The organism is Thermodesulfovibrio sp. TK500a, from assembly GCF_055381765.1.
The window spans coordinates 1,509,061-1,526,747 of the sequence record NZ_AP041606.1 but is presented as its reverse complement, the minus strand read 5'-3'; the positions used below and the strand labels follow the sequence as shown (position 1 = coordinate 1,526,747).

14 protein-coding genes and 1 other RNA gene are annotated in these 17,687 nt (G+C 38.8%); 9 read left to right on the top strand and 6 right to left on the bottom strand.

Going from position 1 to position 17,687, the window contains the following annotated elements:
• Window positions 1-3 precede the first annotated feature (3 nt).
• Complete coding sequence (locus tag ACZ430_RS08025) at window positions 4-2,253, bottom strand: vitamin B12-dependent ribonucleotide reductase (RefSeq protein WP_297210473.1); 2,250 nt, start codon at window positions 2,251-2,253, stop codon at window positions 4-6.
• A gap of 67 nt (window positions 2,254-2,320) precedes the next feature.
• Here ACZ430_RS08025 and ACZ430_RS08020 point away from each other — a divergent pair, with 67 nt between their 5' ends.
• Complete coding sequence (locus ACZ430_RS08020; protein WP_464910516.1) at window positions 2,321-3,328, top strand: sodium:calcium antiporter; 1,008 nt, start codon at window positions 2,321-2,323, stop codon at window positions 3,326-3,328.
• On the opposite strand, the gene ACZ430_RS08015 is transcribed toward ACZ430_RS08020, so the two are convergent.
• Window positions 3,329-3,619 carry a ferritin family protein gene (locus ACZ430_RS08015; RefSeq protein WP_297210466.1) on the bottom strand — a complete coding sequence of 97 codons (291 nt, stop codon included), beginning with the start codon at window positions 3,617-3,619 and terminating at the stop codon, window positions 3,329-3,331.
• A 268-nt stretch (window positions 3,620-3,887) separates the two neighbouring features.
• On the opposite strand from ACZ430_RS08015, the gene ACZ430_RS08010 reads away from it, so the two are divergent.
• Window positions 3,888-4,769 (top strand): NAD-dependent epimerase/dehydratase family protein, encoded by an 882-nt coding sequence (locus tag ACZ430_RS08010; protein WP_297210463.1) that lies wholly within the window; start codon window positions 3,888-3,890, stop codon window positions 4,767-4,769.
• On the opposite strand, the gene ACZ430_RS08005 is transcribed toward ACZ430_RS08010, so the two are convergent.
• Complete coding sequence (locus ACZ430_RS08005) at window positions 4,759-6,057, bottom strand: molybdopterin molybdotransferase MoeA (RefSeq protein ID WP_464910515.1); 1,299 nt, start codon at window positions 6,055-6,057, stop codon at window positions 4,759-4,761. The two genes, ACZ430_RS08010 and ACZ430_RS08005, sit on opposite strands and share 11 nt — an antisense overlap.
• 40 nt (window positions 6,058-6,097) lie before the next feature.
• Here ACZ430_RS08005 and ssrS point away from each other — a divergent pair.
• From ssrS to ACZ430_RS07970, 7 genes are all read left to right on the top strand, one after another.
• Window positions 6,098-6,272, top strand: a non-coding RNA gene (gene ssrS, locus ACZ430_RS08000) — 6S RNA.
• 132 nt (window positions 6,273-6,404) lie between these two features.
• Complete coding sequence (rny, locus tag ACZ430_RS07995; RefSeq protein WP_297210457.1) at window positions 6,405-7,985, top strand: ribonuclease Y; 1,581 nt, start codon at window positions 6,405-6,407, stop codon at window positions 7,983-7,985.
• A complete protein-coding gene (locus ACZ430_RS07990) occupies window positions 7,975-8,775 on the top strand; it encodes a TIGR00282 family metallophosphoesterase (RefSeq protein ID WP_297210455.1) in 801 nt (266 codons plus the stop codon). The genes rny and ACZ430_RS07990 overlap by 11 nt, the downstream gene beginning before the upstream one ends.
• A gap of 101 nt (window positions 8,776-8,876) precedes the next feature.
• Complete coding sequence (locus tag ACZ430_RS07985) at window positions 8,877-10,091, top strand: methyltransferase domain-containing protein (protein ID WP_297210452.1); 1,215 nt, start codon at window positions 8,877-8,879, stop codon at window positions 10,089-10,091.
• Window positions 10,075-11,505, top strand: a complete 1,431-nt coding sequence (locus ACZ430_RS07980) for a phytoene desaturase family protein (protein ID WP_297210448.1) — start codon at window positions 10,075-10,077, stop codon at window positions 11,503-11,505. The genes ACZ430_RS07985 and ACZ430_RS07980 overlap by 17 nt, the downstream gene beginning before the upstream one ends.
• Window positions 11,492-12,490, top strand: coding sequence for a sensor histidine kinase (locus ACZ430_RS07975; protein ID WP_297210446.1), 999 nt, complete (start codon window positions 11,492-11,494; stop codon window positions 12,488-12,490). Before ACZ430_RS07980 ends, ACZ430_RS07975 begins: the two co-directional genes overlap by 14 nt.
• Window positions 12,487-13,188 (top strand): LytR/AlgR family response regulator transcription factor, encoded by a 702-nt coding sequence (locus ACZ430_RS07970; RefSeq protein ID WP_297210443.1) that lies wholly within the window; start codon window positions 12,487-12,489, stop codon window positions 13,186-13,188. Before ACZ430_RS07975 ends, ACZ430_RS07970 begins: the two co-directional genes overlap by 4 nt.
• 2 nt (window positions 13,189-13,190) lie before the next feature.
• On the opposite strand, the gene acsB is transcribed toward ACZ430_RS07970, so the two are convergent.
• From acsB to ACZ430_RS07955, 3 genes are read right to left on the bottom strand one after another with little or no spacing between them, the layout of a single operon-like run.
• Window positions 13,191-15,332, bottom strand: coding sequence for an acetyl-CoA decarbonylase/synthase complex subunit alpha/beta (acsB, locus tag ACZ430_RS07965; RefSeq protein WP_297210440.1), 2,142 nt, complete (start codon window positions 15,330-15,332; stop codon window positions 13,191-13,193).
• Complete coding sequence (gene acsC / locus ACZ430_RS07960) at window positions 15,329-16,732, bottom strand: acetyl-CoA decarbonylase/synthase complex subunit gamma (RefSeq protein ID WP_297210437.1); 1,404 nt, start codon at window positions 16,730-16,732, stop codon at window positions 15,329-15,331. The genes acsB and acsC overlap by 4 nt, the downstream gene beginning before the upstream one ends.
• On the bottom strand, window positions 16,732-17,682 hold the full coding sequence (locus tag ACZ430_RS07955) for an acetyl-CoA decarbonylase/synthase complex subunit delta (protein ID WP_297210434.1): 951 nt from the start codon (window positions 17,680-17,682) through the stop codon (window positions 16,732-16,734). Before ACZ430_RS07955 ends, acsC begins: the two co-directional genes overlap by 1 nt.
• Between the last annotated feature and the right edge of the window lie 5 nt (window positions 17,683-17,687).

The following is a 17,687-nucleotide window of genomic DNA, read 5'->3' as shown; positions in this document are numbered from 1 at the left end:
TATCTATCCACACTTTGTAAATCCACAACTGTGGCATATGGCACAACCCTCTTCATAAGAGATTGCTCCTCCACACTCAGGACAAGCTCCGTAGTGAACAATATCAATCTCGCTTTTGTGGACACTTTCTTCGGATGCCTCATTACTCTCTTTCTTCTCCTCTTTTTCAGATATAAAATCCCTTAATTCTGCTTCAATTGCCTTTGCTATTGCATCAGAGCAACTTGTTATTTTTCCATTTCCTGACCATACAGGTGTATGGCAGGAAATTCCTTTCAGCTGTTTTACAATCTCCTTAGGTTCTATGCCGCTTCTTAGGGCTAAAGAAATAAGCCTTCCAATTGCTTCTGCCTGCGATGCTGCACAACCTCCAGCTTTGCCTATATTTGTAAACACCTCAAAGGGTCTGTTTTTCTCATCCTTATTTATGGTTATGTAGAGGTTTCCGCATCCTGTCTTCATTAGCCTTGTAACGCCACGTAAAACCTCTGGTCTTCTTCTTGGTTTAAGAGTTGTTTGAGAGACTTCCGGTTGTGCTTTACCTTTCTGAATAACTTGACCTTGCCTTGAGCCGTCTCGATATACAGTGACACCTTTACAGCCTAAACGATAGGCAAGCAGATAAACTTCTCTTACATCATCCTCTGTTGCATCGTTTGGTAAGTTTACGGTCTTGCTAACGGCATTATCTACAAATTGCTGAAATGCTGCTTGCATTCTCACATGGTCTGATGGAGATATCTCATGAGCTGTTACAAATACTCTCTTTATATCCTGAGGAATTTCGTCTATTCCCTGAATTGAACCACTTTCAGCAATTTTTTGAGCAAGTTCTTCTGACCAAAGCCCTAATTTTTCCATTTCTCTCTTAAAGTAAGGGTTTACCTCTATTAGTCTTGTCCCATCCATCACGTTTCTTGCAAAGCAAATTGCAAAGAGAGGCTCAATACCAGATGAACAACCAGCTATTATACTAAGAGTGCCCGTAGGAGCAATGGTAGTAATAGTTGCATTTCTGAGGGGCATTTTATCGTAGTAAATGCTTTTTTCATAATTTGGAAAAGTACCCCTTTCTTTTGCCAAATGCATAGAGGCAAGTCTTCCCTGCTCGAGTATAAACTTCATAAGACTTTCCGCTAATGAAAGGGCATCTTTGGAGTTATAGGGAATTTTCAGCTGAATTAACATATCGGCCCAACCCATTACACCAAGTCCGATTTTTCTGTTTGCCTTAGTGTTTCTCTCAATAAGCTCCAATGGATACTTGTTGGCATCTATAACATTGTCAAGAAAATGAACAGCTTTCCATACAGTATCCTTAAGAATGTCCCAATCTACCGAATTTTCCCTGACCATCTTGGCAAGATTTATTGAGCCGAGATTACAAGATTCATAAGGCAGTAAAGGCTGTTCTCCGCAGGGGTTAGTAGCCTCAATCTCTCCTAACTCGGGAGTAGGATTAGCAGCGTTTATCCTGTCAAGAAATACAATTCCGGGCTCTCCATTTTTCCATGCCTGATGAACGATTAGGTCAAAAACCATCTTAGCTTTCATGCGATTTACCACTCTTCCGGAGCGGGGATTTATAAGGCTGTATTCCTCATCGTTTATTACAGCCTTCATAAATTCTTCTGTCAAACCAACGGAGATGTTAAAATTAGTAAACCTTGTAAGGTCGTCTTTGCAGGTTATAAATTCAATAATATCTGGGTGGTCAACTCTTAAAAGCCCCATATTAGCGCCTCTTCGCCTTCCACCCTGCTTTACTGCCTCGGTGGCTGCATCAAATACGCTCATAAAGGATACAGGACCTGAACTTATCCCCTTTGTTGAGCCAACAACATCGCCCTTCGGCCTTAAGCGAGAGAAACTAAATCCTGTGCCACCACCAGATTTATGAATTATAGCCGCATACTTTACTGCATCGAAAATTCCCTCCATTGAGTCCTCAACGGGCAGCACAAAGCATGCACTTAACTGACCAAGAGGAGTGCCTGCATTCATCAGGGTGGGCGAATTGGGAAGAAATCTAAGAGAGGTTATTAGTTCATAAAAGGATTCTTTAGTTTTCGAAACCTCTTTCTCCGTTTTTCCATACAAAGCATCCACTTCTGCAATAGAGGTGGCAACTCTTCGGAACAGTTCTTCGGGTGTTTCAATTATCCTGCCCTCTTCGTCCTTTTTTAAATACCTTCTCTTTAATACCTCTATGGCATTGTTTGTTAGCTCTAATCCTTGAAATATCTTTTCCATCTAAATACCTCCAGAGGTCAAAAAAATAAATTGTTCCTCTTAATAAGTTTAGTTTATAATTTTATACATGACCGTAGACTTTTTTCTACTACTTTTTAACCTACTATTGATATTACTAAGTGCAGAGATATTCACGAATGGAATTGAAGTCTTTGGCAAGAGGCTATCTCTCAGTCAAGCTGTCGTTGGAAGCGTTCTTGCTGCCGTAGGAACAGCTCTTCCAGAGACAATTCTACCGATGGTTGCCATATTTTTACACAAAGGAGAAGCAGGACATTCAATCGGCATTGGTGCAATACTTGGCGCTCCATTTATGCTTGCGACACTTGCCTTCCTAATGATTGGTATAACTGTGGTCATAGCGTTTCTCTTAAAGCGAAGAACCTTTCATTTTGATGCGGAAATACCAACTCTTAAAAGAGATTTAGTATTTTTTCTAATCATGTATTCTTCGGGAATTTTTCTGCCCATGTTCATAAAGTATCATATTTTAGTCGCTTTTTTATTAGTTTTTGGATACATAGTATATCTTTATCATACTTTTAAAAGTGAAAGCACTGAAATTTTGCATGAAGAAAAGCTCTACCTTGAGAAGTTTTTAGGTAAAATCCTGCCTATTAAAAAATTTAAAGGTTTTTTCTCTTTTGTTCAAGTAATACTTGCCCTTGCGATAATGATAAAGGGAGCACATGGCTTTGTTGAGGCTCTTCAGCATATTTCTTTTAAATTTGGATTTGACCCCTTGATTTTTTCTCTCTTAGTAGCTCCAGTTGCGACTGAACTGCCAGAGAAGTTCAACTCTGTAACATGGACATTTAAGGGAAGAGATACTCTTGCCATGGGCAATGTGACCGGTGCTATGGTTTTTCAATCAACCTTTCCAGTTTCTGTAGGAATAATTTTTACTGATTGGAACATCACCGGATACGCTTTAGTGAGTGCCTGTCTGGCAATTCTGGCAGGAGTTATAATTTTAGGGGAAATTCACTTGCGAAAGCGAATTTCCCCTCTCACACTGATTTTATCGGGCTCTTTTTATCTCATATATGCCCTATTAATTATAAATCCCTTTTAGCTACTCCTCTTCCTCAAGAAGTTCCTCAACTTCTTCCTTACCCTCTTCAAGTTCATCCTCTTGTTCTTCGTCTTTCATAAGAAGCAAGGCAAGAAATTCTCCTACGTGAGTTTTCTCTTCCTTTGCCACATCAAGAAAAACCTTTTTAAGTTTCTCATCGTTTGTAAGGGCAGCGAGCTGTTCGTATAGATTAATCGCATCAAGTTCTGCAATCAGTCCTATTCTTAATATCTGTCTGTCCATATCTTCTTCAGTAAGATTTTCCATCTTGAAGGGAATCTTGGATAGCATAAAATACCTCCTCTTTTTTATTTTTTCTAATTATATCCTATCTATAAGGCTTAATATCAACAGAAACTTTCATTATTTCATTAGTCTCCATACGCTTTACCCGCTGTCCTGCTTTATATCAAAATGTTTGCTTGCTTCGCCGAAGAAAAATTTACTCATGTATCACTCTGTAAAGAATTTTTATGTTTTCTAATACCTTGAAAAGAAAAGAATATTAACTTTGACGGGAGAGGTTAATAATTACTCCCAAAACTGTTAAAATAAAAATATGGAAAAAATTCTCATAACTGGTGGCACTGGCTTTGTAGGTAGATATGTTGTAAGAGAAGCTCTGAAGAGTGGTTATGAAGTTCATCTAATAGTTAGAAATCTTGAAAAGGCGAAAAAATTATTTCCCGAAAACGTAAGTTTTCATCCTCTTGAAATATTTACAGACAGGCTAAACCTGTCCAGTATAGTTGAAAAGGTAAAGCCTCAATACATAATTCATCTTATTGGTATAATTCAGGAAATTAAATCAAAGGGCATAACCTTTGAAAAAGTTCACTACGAATATGCAAAGATACTTTATGAAGCAGTTAAGCAGAATCCTCCAAAGAAGATAATCCATATGAGTGCTCTTGGAGTTGATGAAAACGCTCCTTCAAAATATCACATAACTAAACTTATGGCTGAAAAAGAACTGATAAAAAGTGGAATTCCCTATGCAATTCTAAGACCTTCGTTTATTTTAGGTCCTGAACAACTACTTTTTTTAAAATTAAAACCAGTAATGGAGGCCTCGCCTATATTGTTTTTCCCGGAAATTAAGGGATATAAATTTCAACCTGTAGATGTAAGAGATGTGGCCGAAGGTTTTATAAGAGCAATTGACCATAAAGAAGACGCAATTTTTGAGCTGTGTGGAAACGAAAAGGTTACTTTAAAAGATATTGTTAAAGACTATGTGAGTCAAAGGGGGAAAAAAGTTTTATTTTTTCCATTTTCAAAGTCTATTTTAGGACTTTTTGCAAAGGAACAACTAAAAATGATGTGGCGGGACAACATTTGTGGATATTCCGATAACGTCCTGCCCATTCAAAGACTTTTAAAAAGAGAGCCCATTTCTTACAGAGAATCGATTAAATGGTCTGCAACGGCTAATCAATAATTTGCACTAAAACCTCATCTCCCTCTTGAAAACCAAGAAGTTCGGGCGGAATATGAAGAATACCATCTGCTCTTACAAGACTCATGATTAAACCAGACTTGCTTAGAAGTGGCACTGCCCATAGCTGCCCATCCTTTTGTTCAAGAGCAACCCTTATAAAGTCTTCTCTTCCTGCCTGGGAATGAATATTTCTTGCCATTTTTGCCTTAATTGTTCGTTTAACCTCTTTTCTCTCCAAGCCCAGCATATGTTCAATAACGGGCTTTACGAAAAGCTCAAAACATATGTAGACAGCAACAGGATGGCCTGGCAAGCCAAAAACGGGTTTATCTCCACAAACTCCACCAATGATAGGTTTACCGGGCTTCATTGAAACTCCATGAAATAGCACTCCTGGAGAGCCGAGTTCCTCAATTATTTTTGCAGTCATGTCTTTAAAACCTGCGCTTGTCCCACCGGTTATTAAAACAATGTCGCTTTTTTCATAGGCTTTTTGCACAGCAGCTTTTATTTCTTCATATACGTCTCTTATTATTCCCATCTTTAAAGGTATTCCCCCTGTCTTTTGCACAAGACCTGCAAGGGTAAAGGAATTGACATCTCTGACCTGTCCTGGCAGGATTTTCTCATTATAGGGGACAATTTCGTCTCCCGTAAGAATTATGGATACCATGGGTTTTTTAGATACTCTCACTTCTGTAATTCCCAAGCCAGCAAGAGCACCCACATCCTGCGGCTTCAATCTGTAGCCTGCCCTTATTACAATCTCACCCTTCTTGATATCCTCATCTTTAAAGATAACGTTCTCCCAAGGAGAAACAGCCTTTAAAACTTCTATGAGTTCGGCAGATATAACGTTCACATGCTCAATCATTACAACAGCATCAGCTCCTTCTGGCAGCATACCACCCGTTGCAATTGAAGCGACTTCTCCCCTTGAAAGACTAAAGGAAGGAACAGTTCCCATTGGTATATCGCCTTTTAAATTCAGATATGCTGGAGAGCTTTCTCTTGCTCCGAAAGTGTCAGACGCCTTTACTGCAAAACCATCTACAGTAGAACGAATAAATCCCGGTAAATCCTCTGGCGATATAATATCTTCATGCGTAACCCTATCGTACGAAGCCTCCAAAGGAACTATTTCTGCGGGAAGGCTTCTAAATTTTAATTTTTCGACAACTTTTCTCAGTGCCTCATCTGGCAATAGATACTTTTTGTCAAGCATGAATTTGATTATAACTCTAAGGAATATCTCTTTGCCAACCCTGAAAATCTTAAAACTTGTCAAAGTTGCATATATTTATTCCTTTTTGGTATAAAATAATAAAGGCTTCCTGCCCTGTGCGTGATGGAGGAAAAGGGGATCCGGCAGTTAGGTCCGTTAGGGAGCCAGCGTAGGTAGCGGTGTGCATGCCTCTTCGGAGGAAGCCTAACCTACCTACAAGGCACCCACTTGTCCAAGAGGGATCTAACTTTCCTTACCACACGGCAGGGCGGGGGTATGATGACGGTGGAGAAATCCACTTTTAGATAGATGTAAAAGGTTTAATCTGTTTTTGTTGTCATAGATTTCCAGTCTATCCACTTCATCATATTCCCTTGAGGAAGCCAGAAATAACTACTGGAGGTGTTCTTATGGAATTTATATACATTCTCATTGCCATTGCTGCAGGCGCAGGAGCAGGATTCGGACTCTATCTCTATAAGAAGAGCAAATTAGCGGAAGAAAAGCTAAAAATTCACGATGAAGTTCAGAAGGTTATCGAAGAGGCAAAGCGAGAAGCAGAAGCAATTAAAAAAGAAGCGGAAACTATAAGAAAAGAAGCACATCTCTCAGCGAAGGAAGTTGTTTATCAGCTTAAATCCGAGGCAGAAAGAGAGCTTAAAGAAAAAACAAAGGAAATAAACTATCAAGAAAAAAGACTGCGACAGAAAGAAGAAATTCTTGACAGAAAATTAGAACAGGTAGACAGAAAAGAATCGGAGCTAAGCAGAATAGAAAGAGAGTTAATCAATAGAGAGAAACAACTTCAGGAAAAAGAAAACCACTACAGACAGCTAATAAAAGAACAGCAGCTTCTTTTAGAGAAGATAGCTGGCATGAAAGAAGAAGAGGCAAGACAGGAACTTTTCAGAAAGGTTGAACAGGAGGCTAAGTTTGAAGCAGCAAAACTTATCAAAAAAATTGAGGATGAAGCCCGTCAGGAAGCTGATAAAAAAGCCAAAGAAATATTAAGTCTTGCCGTTCAGAGATATGCCAGTGATTATGTTGTAGATGCTACAGTTACAGCCGTAAGCCTACCAAACGATGAAATGAAAGGAAGAATAATTGGAAGAGAAGGCAGAAACATAAGAGCCTTTGAGGCATTGACAGGAGTTGACCTTGTTGTAGACGACACTCCTGAACTTGTTATTCTTTCATCTTTCGACCCTATCAGAAGAGAAGTTGCTCGTATAGCTCTTGAGAGACTTATAGCTGATGGAAGAATTCATCCTGCAAGAATTGAAGAAGTCGTTGAAAAAGCCCGCAGAGACGTGGATATATCTATAAAAGAAGAAGGTGAAAAGGCTGTCTTTGAGCTTGGTCTAAGCGGCATTCACCCCGAGATTATCAAATTTGTGGGAAGACTTAAATACAGAACTTCCTATGGACAAAATGTGCTTCAACATTCAAAAGAGGTGGCATGGCTGAGTGGATTAATGGCAGGAGAGATAGGAGTTAATGTTACACTGGCCAAAAGAGCTGGCCTTCTTCACGACATAGGCAAAGCTGTTGACCATGAAATGGAAGGCTCTCATCAGGAGATTGGAGCAATGCTTGCAAGAAAATACGGCGAAGGCGAAGAGGTCATTAATGCCATATTAAGCCATCACGAAGACGTTGAATTCAGCTGTATTGAGTCTGCTCTTGTAGCAGCAGCAGACGCACTTTCTGCTGCCCGTCCGGGTGTAAGACGAGAGACAATAGAAAGCTACATAAAAAGACTTACCAAGCTCGAAGAACTTGCCATGTCCTTTCAGGGTGTCCAAAACTGCTACGCCATTCAAGCAGGCAGAGAAGTAAGACTCATAGTAAGGCCAGACTTAGTTTCAGATGAAGAATGCGCCCTCATTGCAAGAGAACTAAGTAAGAGAATTGAAAAGGAGTTAAGCTATCCGGGGCAGATAAAGGTAACAGTCATAAGAGAGTCACGATTCATAGAATATGCCAAGTAGTGATACGGTCAATATTCTTTTCATCGGTGATATAGTTGGAAAACCTGGAAGAAATGTTGTAAAAGCTGTCTTACCGAAACTTAGAGACCACTACAATGCCGAGTTAGTCATAGCCAATGGAGAAAATGCAGCTGGTGGATTTGGTATTACAGAAAAAGTAGCGGAAGAATTATTTTCCTACGGTATAGACATATTAACCACTGGAAATCATGTGTGGGATAAAAAAGAGACTCTTCCGTTTATTGCAAAAGAACCAAAAATTCTAAGACCTCTGAACTATCCAGAAGGTGTTCCGGGAACGGGAAGCACAACAGTTAAAACAAAAAATAATCACATTGTTGCTGTGGTAAATGTTTTAGGTAGAATTTTTATGAATGTCCTTGACTGTCCTTTCAGAACTACCAAAGAAGAGATAGAAAGACTAAAAAAAGATACCAATTTAATCATCATTGACTTTCACGCTGAGGCAACCTCAGAAAAACTCGCATTTGCCTTCTATTTAGATGGGAAGGTGAGTGCAATTATTGGAACGCATACTCATGTTCAAACAGCCGACGAGAGAATACTTCCAAAAGGCACCGCTTACATAACAGATGTTGGCATGACAGGCCCTGAAAACTCTATTATTGGCTTTAGGGAAACGGAAGTAATCGAGAAGTTTCTAACTCAGATGCCTAAGAAATTTGAAGTCCCTGCAAATTCTGCAACTCTCTCTGCTGTCCATATAGAGATTAATTCTTCCGATGGTCTTGCCAGAAAAATTGAGAGAATTTCCATAAGACAGTTCTAATTCAAAAACAGTCGAGAATTAACTTACAAAAAAGCTCTACCAAAAGACCACTCCTCCAATAAATACTAAATTTATGCTAAAAGCTGATTAAGGAGGTTGTCATGGAGAAAATTAACGAAAGAACAAGGGCTGAGGTTCTTTTTAAATTTAGATGGGCTTCTGAAATTGGAGAACACGAAGAGACATACTACTGTAGGATTAATCCATGGAGAGATATGGACCTTTTCCCTCCTAAGATGAAAACTCTCTTATGGGAGAAAACAGAAGGAGAAAAATTTACTACCTCATTTAAAAAAGGTGAATTAATCCCCTTTTCCGAAAAGAATATTATAGAAGTTGAGAAAGTTCAATTCTTACCACAGAAGCCCTACAGAGCAAGTCTTGCTCCTCGTTTGGGAAGATTTTATCCTCTTGGATTTTTCATTGGGCTCGAGGGAGTATTTCCCGAAAACTTTAAGCCTGCAAGAGTTGTTGGAATTCAAGAGAAAACTCTCCTCATAGACACAAATGTTCCTATAGGAGCATACGATATTGAGCTGGAAGTAGAGGTTCTTTCGGTTACAAAGAAATCAGCCGATATAGGAGGAGAATGCCGTGACTGGTGTGCTATTTCTCTTGAGAACGGTCCTGGAATGCAGATAAGATATAACGGTTTAGAGACTGATTTTGAACTTGAAAATCCTGAAAGCTTTACAAGACAGGACGAAGGAGATGACACAGACTTTTACAGTGAACCAAGAATTACAACCCACATAGATTCTAAGTGTCATGAAAATCTTATGGAAGTTTATGATAAAATTCTCCCCAAAGAGGGTAAAATTCTTGACCTCATGAGCAGTTTTCAGTCTCACATTCCAAAAAATGAAAAGCACACGATAGTTGGATTAGGACTTAATAAAGAAGAGATGGAACAAAACAAAATACTTGATAGTTTTTTAATCGCCGATTTAAATAAAAATCCTCAACTGCCATTCGGTGAGGAAGAATTTGATGCTGTAGTCTGCGACCTCTCGATTGAGTATATTACCAAACCCTTTGAACTTTTAGGAGAGATAAAGAGAATTTTAAAATCAAACGGTATTTTTACAGTAAGTTTTTCAAACAGATATTTTCCCACCAAAGTAATTAAGCTATGGATTGACCTACACGAATTTGAAAGAATGGGATATGTTTTAGAGTTGCTTCTAAGAAGTGGAGGATTCAAGAATTTCAAAACCTTTTCCATGAGAGGCTTCAGACGACCCTATGATGATAAATACTTTGGCTGCACTCTTTTTTCTGATCCTCTATACGTAGTCTATGCCCAGAAAGAATAAAGGCAATTTTGCCGTAATAGGAGGCGGTATTGCAGGGACATGCATAGCCGAGTTGATTGCAAAAAAAGGCTTTAATATAACTTTATTTGAAAAAAGCAAAACTCTTGGAGGATGTGCAGGAAGCTTCACAAGAGACGGTTACACTTTCAATACTGCTGCCACAACTATTGCAGGCTTACTGGAAGGATATTCTGTAAGAGAGATACTTGAGGAGTTTAAATTAACAAATCTGATAGAGATAGAAGACCCTTCCATTGTTGTTCATACAGAAAAAGGAAGAGTAAATAGATATCAAAGCATCGAAAGAACTGTTGAAGAGATTAACAAAGTCTTTCCACACAGGAGAAATAAAGAGTTTTGGAGAGATGTAAAAGCTGTCACAGAAGAGATACTAAAATATGGCTTTTATCATAATTTTTCAACCTTAAGAGACGGCCTTCTGAGTTTTTACAGAATGAGAAGGCTTATATACAAGTATTATCGTCTGTTTTTGAAACCAGCCATAGAGGGTCTTAAGGATTATTTTAGTTCAATTGACAGAGAATATCTCAGATTTATGGATAGCCATGTGAAAATCGTGGCTCAGAGCAGTATTGAAAATGTAAATATGGTCACTCTTTTTTTAAGCCTCGGCTATCCATTTACAGGCGTTGGTTATGCTAAAAATGGAATGGGTGAGATAGTAAAAGAAATAGCCAAAAATTTCTCTTATCATTTAAATTCAGAAATAATATCGGTAAGTAAGAATGCAGACGGGTTCAAGCTTAAAGGAGCTTTTGGCGAGGAACGCTTTGACAATCTAATAATAGCTATGCCAATTCTTGAGAGTTTAAATATCCTGCAAGACAGTAAAATAAAAGCATATTTCGAAAAATACTTGTCTTTTCAAACTGATAACTCCGCTATTGTTGCCTACGGCGTATTAGAAAATTTTTACCCCGAAAATACCTTTCACCTCACAATTCTCCGTAAATGTCTACCCTATACGACCTCTCCTTATCTTTTCTTCTCATTCTTTCCTGCAGAAAAAAACAAAGGAGAATGCGTTTTTACGGTCTCTACCCACACAAGCATTAACTATTGGCATGGATTAAAAAGGGAGGATTACGAAAATCGAAAGCAAAATACGCACCTCGGCATAATTGAAAATCTCCTTGAGTTTTTCCCTGTAAAAAGAGAAAATATTAAAATGTCTTTTCTGTCAACGCCAGAAACTTTCTACAGATATCTGGGAAGACGCTCTGTCGGTGGAATACCGATTACACTAAAAAATACTTTCTGGAGAATACCGTCAAACTTTACTCCCTTTCACAATTTATATTTAGTGGGTGACAGTTTTTTCTGCTATCAAGGATGGATTGGAATAACAATGGGCATAAAAAATCTAATAGGAAAGATTGGTGAACAAGTTTGAGCTTAGAGTATCCTTCAAAGACTGGATTTTTATAATATTTTTAGCAATCATCTTTGCGTCTCTATTGACATCTCTAATATATCTGTCATTGGGCAAGGAATCTCTTGATGCTCTATTTACTGGGAGTATTATAGGATTTTGTCTTGCCGTATTGTCTTTCACTCTCATTAGCATAAACAACTATTACATCTTACCGAAGATAAAAAATCCTCTTATCTGGTGGCTCCTGTCTGCTCTTTTTGCTTTTACTGCAGGAATTCTTGGCTTTTATTTGGCTTACTTTTTAGTCAAATCTCTCAATCTTGAACTGCCCTCAGTTTTTAAGGACAATCTCCACAGAATTGCCTTAATTGTTGGAGCTCTTAATTATCTTATTGGATTACTAATCTATCTTTTCATTAGAATGAAGACTAAAAAAACAGAGCTTGAGACTCTGCTGAATGAGAGCAGACTGATAGCCCTCAACACTCAATTAAACTCTCACTTTCTCTTTAATGTTCTAAACAGTATTACAGAACTCATAAACATAGACCCAAAGAGAGCAGAAGAGGCAATGGTAAAGTTAAGCAGGTTTCTAAGAAAAGCCTTTAATCTCGAAGAACTTATACCTCTTTCAGAAGAGCTTGAAAATGTTAAGACTTATATAGCACTCGAAAATTTGAGATACAGAAATATGATTAATCTAAAAATCGCTGGCGACGAAGAAATACTTAAAACACAAATTCCTAAATTTTCTATTCAACTGCTTGTTGAAAATGCTGTCAAACACGGATTTAACGGCAATCCTTTGAATATTGAAATAGATTATAAAGAAAAGACCGATAAAATTCTAATTTCCGTTAAAAATGACGGTAAAGCTATTGAAAATTTTAGAGCTGGCACGGGATTGACAAATCTATCAAAAAGAATTAGCATTCTGTGCAATGGCAGCGTTGACTTTAAAAAGGCCGAGAAAACAGAGTTTATAATAATCTTGCCGAAATGAAAATACTAATAGTAGATGACGAAATTCTATCATTGAACAGGCTTAAGAGACTCTTAAAAGAAGTGGGCGAAAACATTATTCTCTCCGCCTCTTCTTCAAAGGAAGCCCTTGAAATTGTAGAAAAGGAGAAAGACATTGAGATAGCATTTATTGACATCAGAATGCCAGAGGGTTCAGGCCTTGAGCTTGCATACAGAATTCTCACTATCAACGAAAATATTTTTATCGTATTTCAAACAGCCTATGAAGAGTATGCCCTTCAGGCATTTCGGGTAGGAGCCATTGATTATCTCTTAAAACCCTACACAATAGAGGAGATAAAAAGGGTTTTTGAAAGAGTTGAAAAATACAAAAAATCTATCAATTCTCTCAGATTGATGGTGAAGACTCTAAGCGGTGACTACAAGATAATCTTGGCAGAGGATATTTTCTATGTTAAGGCAGAATTAAAGGACTCCTTGCTTAGAACAAGGGAAGAGCAGATTTACTATCCCCTTTCTATCTCAAAACTTGAGGAGAAGCTTAAAGATAGAGGTTTTTTCAGGATTCACAAATCCTATCTTGTAAATGTGGATAAAGTTGAACATATTCAGACAATCAGCCAAAGCAAACTTCTTTTCAAATTCAGAGGTATCAGTGATGTTGTAATAAGCAGTAAAGAAGGTGCAAAGCTTTTCAGAGAGCGATTTAAAAAGTAGCCCTACTTTATTATTGGCTCCATCTGCAAGGCTGGATGGTCAACTTGAGCCAAAAATTCAACAAGACATTCAATGTCCTCACAGACTGTCTCGTCAGCAATCTTGTCTAAAAAGTCTTGAATTCCCTCTTCCTCTGCCCTTCTCTGAATAGACTCTCTAATCCTCTCTTTCAACTCTTTCGGCATCCAGACAATTCTCCTAATACCGCCATCGCCTTTGAGAAATTTTCGTGACGCTATATAATTTACACCAACCCCCATAAACCCCGGAGTCTGAACTCCTCCGCCTATCATTCCTGCGAGGGTGGAGAACTTCATACCTACAGGTGTCATACCGCTGTAGCCACGATTGACTATCATAACGCCATTTGCTTCAGGCACAACCGCTACGATGCACTCAAAACATCCGCAGGAGGTCATTGGATTTTCCATAATTGAATAAAGATTTATTGTGTCCACCTCTCCTCCAGAATGCTTTTTCACATACTCATCAACACCGCTGTATCTTCCGTAAAGGCCGTCAATCAACTTTCCCTTTTGAACGGGCTGATTCCCACCTGTTGGCTCAATCTCGTAGGCTGCTTTAGCATCTAACCAAGTAAATGCACCACATAGACCAGGTCTCTCAGGTGTTATTACGCATACATGTTTTGGAGCAAAGCTCTGACATAGAAGGCATGAATAGAACTCATCTACATCTTCATCGGTAAGCTTGGCTAATCGAAGGTCTCTCTGCCTGTATTCTGCCCTTGCCTCTTCACGAAGAGTAAGGACATCTTTTTCATCAACATACAGAACAACCTCAACTTTGTCAACGATGCTTCGAAATCTTGCCTTTGTCATGGTCATTATGATTATCCCGATATGTTCAAGTCTGATACCGGCCTCTTTCGCTCTTTTGCTTATTCTTATCCAGTTTATATCTCTCTGGCCTATGTGCCACAAGCCTTCTGCTTCGTTTATGAAAGTATGAATCTGCCTTTCAATTACCGGCTCAAAGTCTTTCTGCATTTTTTTACCTGCCACATTTACAACTATACCAAGAGGCATTCTGCCACCCTCTTCATATCGACTTAACCAGTCCGTTCCAACTATCTCAATTTTCTCATCTTCTACTTCAGAGGAATCTTTCATTCTAACCCATTCAAAAGCTGGTGTTTTTTGACCGCCAAATTCTATGAAAGTGTCCTCTTTTCTAACTCTTTCTCCTTCAAAAGCCGGGCCATAAGCCACGGGAATAGGAGGTTTTTCAACAACTATCTTTAATCCTCTTATTTCAATGGCTTTTTTTACTATCTTTGTATGGTCAGCCTCTGAAATTAATAGAGGATACTCAGCTACATCATCTATTACAATCTCTGAAACAGGCTGGTCAGAAATTACAGGAATGGCAAACAGAGCAGCTCCCAATGCAACTGCTACAGCCTTTTCATTTAAACTTCCAAAGGCAATTGCGAATGCATTTATTCTCCTTCTAACATATTCAATAATCGCATCTCTATCACCGGCAGTCTGACCACCAAAAATAAGCGATGCTCTTACTGCCCAGTCAATCACATAAACGGTTTCTTCTATTTCAGCGCCCACCGGAACAATGTAAGCTTCAAAACCGTATCTCTCGCCAGTTTTAATAAATTCTTCTGCAATGGAGCCAACAAGGAAAACGAGTATTCGCTTTTCCTGTAACTCCTTGACTATAGGCATGAGTCTATCTAATTCGAGATTTCCAAGCAAAACTGCTACAGCAGGAATTCTACCGTCAACAAGCTGAACACCGAGAGTTCTCTGAACAGTGTCTCCCAAAAATCCGAAATATGCTCTCTGCTCTTCAGAACTGCTTTCTTCGGAATTTAGCAGACTAAGATATATCTCGAGAAGATATAGATAATTTAATGCCAAACTAAATGGGTCAATGGAACTGCCAACCCTTTCTTTTATACTATTAAAAAATGAATGAAGTTCTCCCATTTGGGTTATCTTCATTCCTTCAAGGGCATAGATAAGAGGAAATCCATAGGCTGTATCGGGAAGTTCTACTGGAGAGGCCTCTCCTCTCTCTGCAAGGGTATCCTTCAGAACCTTCTCTGTTTTGTTCAGTAGCTCTTCCGATGCCTTTTTTGTTAATTCAACTAATTGCTCTATCAATTCTTGCTCCTCATATAGCTTTTCAAGAAAGCAGGAATAGCACTCGCTTCTTTTGTTCCCACAATTACTTTCCATCCAGAGAGTTTATCTTCTATTGCACCTTTAAGCATTGCCACATAGCCGGGAATTATGAGTTCACGGTGGGCAAGTTTCTGCTCAATTCCGCTTTCCTTTATGAACTGTGCAATCTTGCTTGCAGAGAACTTTCCTGCTGCCCAAGCTGTCAGGACACTCAGTCCATCACAGTCCATTATGGCAAGCCAGGCAGGAACTTTGCTGTTTTCAATCTCTCCTCTTACGAGAAAGTAGGTAAGTGCGAAATTTGTTGTTATTATTATAGGACTGTTTTCATCGGGTTCGCCAACCTTATAAATATCCTGCTTTACCTGCATAGGCACCTGAGGGTCTGAGTAAATATTCTGTTTAAGCGTAAAAAGGACAAGATTTTTCCACTTGGGGATACTTTCGAGAACAACAATGGATGAATATTTCAAAATTGCTAAAGAAGCTATTATCGTCTCGTATAAGCTTTTTTCAGTAGATTCCTCGTCGCTCGTGCTCCTCGGAATGACAGAATAATTATCGTTAATGATGGAGGAAGCAAAGGTTATTATAGGGTATCCCAAGGCTTTTATGCCTTTCTTTAATGCAGACCTTCTTATTACAGTATTGTCTTTGAGAAGCTTACCTGCCGTGGAAGGCTCTGTGTTTACTATCAAATCTTCAACCCCTTTGGATTTCAAAGATTCCGTAAGAGATATTATCTTTTCAACTCCCTTTGCAGATACGCCCAAAGGAATATTAAATTTCTCTGCAATCTCAGCCATTTCTGGAAGGTTCTCCTCTTTTGCACCATACAAGATAGGCCTGCCACCTCTATAATACTCGCATGCTGATAAAGCAATTTCGGGGTTTTCTATTCCAAATATTAGAGGAATTTGAGGTGACTTTTCTGCTAATGTTTTAATGGCATTTTTAAACACTTCCGCACTACCGGAACTGTTTCTGAGATATACAGCATCTACTTTCAATATCTGTCCTACTCTTTCAATCTGTGATTGTATGACTTGATTTATTTTGTCTTCAATGTTTTCATCGGTATCTTTAATCTCGAAGGCTAAAACAACGGGATTGTTAAATTTCTTTTCATGCCTAAATAAAACCGTCTCCTCTCCAATTTTTATCTTTTCCGTGTCAGTGCCAAATTCAAAACCTCTGATTGGCGGAGTAGAGGCTTCTTTTAATTTTGCCTTTACTTCCTCTCCTACATCAGGACAATCGTCAATTTTTGCCTGACCCTGTGCTACTTTCATTGCAAAAGCAAGACAGGTAGGAAAACCGCACTTTTTGCAGTTTGTCTTAGGCAGAAGCTTAAAAATCTCTATTCCCGTAATAGCCATTATTCAGTCCTCTCAGAATATAGGTCATCGATAAATTTCTTAGTAATTTTTATTGCCCCTGGATGTCTCATTATTAATAATTCTGCTCCACTCAAAAGAAAAGAACAGGCCGTTGTAGCCTCCCAAATAACAGCTCTCTCATAAAGGCTGCCCCATTCGGGTATATCACTTTGAGTTGCCTGAACTTCTTTGGTTTTCCAAACATAAAACCCCACATCTGCAACCATGGGGCTACGAAGCATTTCATCTCCCTGAAGAAGCCCAGCAATTCTGATTCTTTCCATTACAGAATAGGTATACTCAAAACCGTATCCGAGAGCAGAACACATCGGGTCTATGACTATTTTTTCCTTAGGAAAACCAGTCTGGGTAATCAGAATATTGAGCTGTTTTGCTAAATTTACATCAAGCTCAGACATGGCAATAAGGCTGTGACCTCCTGCCATTGCAGAAGCAGCAATAGTTTTGTAATTTCCCTCTTGAGCCTTTCCTATAATACAGTTATATCCCCTTGAGGCATCAGCAACAACTGGCAAAACTTCAGCATCTTTCTCAGTATGATTACTTCCAAGAATTATCAAAGGCAGCTCAATCTCGGATAGGACCTTTTTAACTATATCGGCAACCTCATTAGGTTTCGAGTCTTTACTGTCCGGATGACTGCTCATGAGTCTAAGAGCAATAGCTTCTGCTCCAAGTGATGCACAAAATTTAGCCCACCTTACAGGGTCATCCCATACAGAAGAGTAAACCTTTGAAAGCTCCTCTGGATAGTCATCAGGTTGGGCATCTTGAATTTCGAAAGCTATGAGAGGTTTATTAGGAAATGCTCCCTCAAAAAAGTGCATAGGAAGCGCCGATTCGCCGGCAAAACGAACGGTCTTTGCTTTTCCAAATTCAATCTCGGGAATACTACCGGTATAAGTCTCTTTAGGTATTACAAAGTCCATCAAAC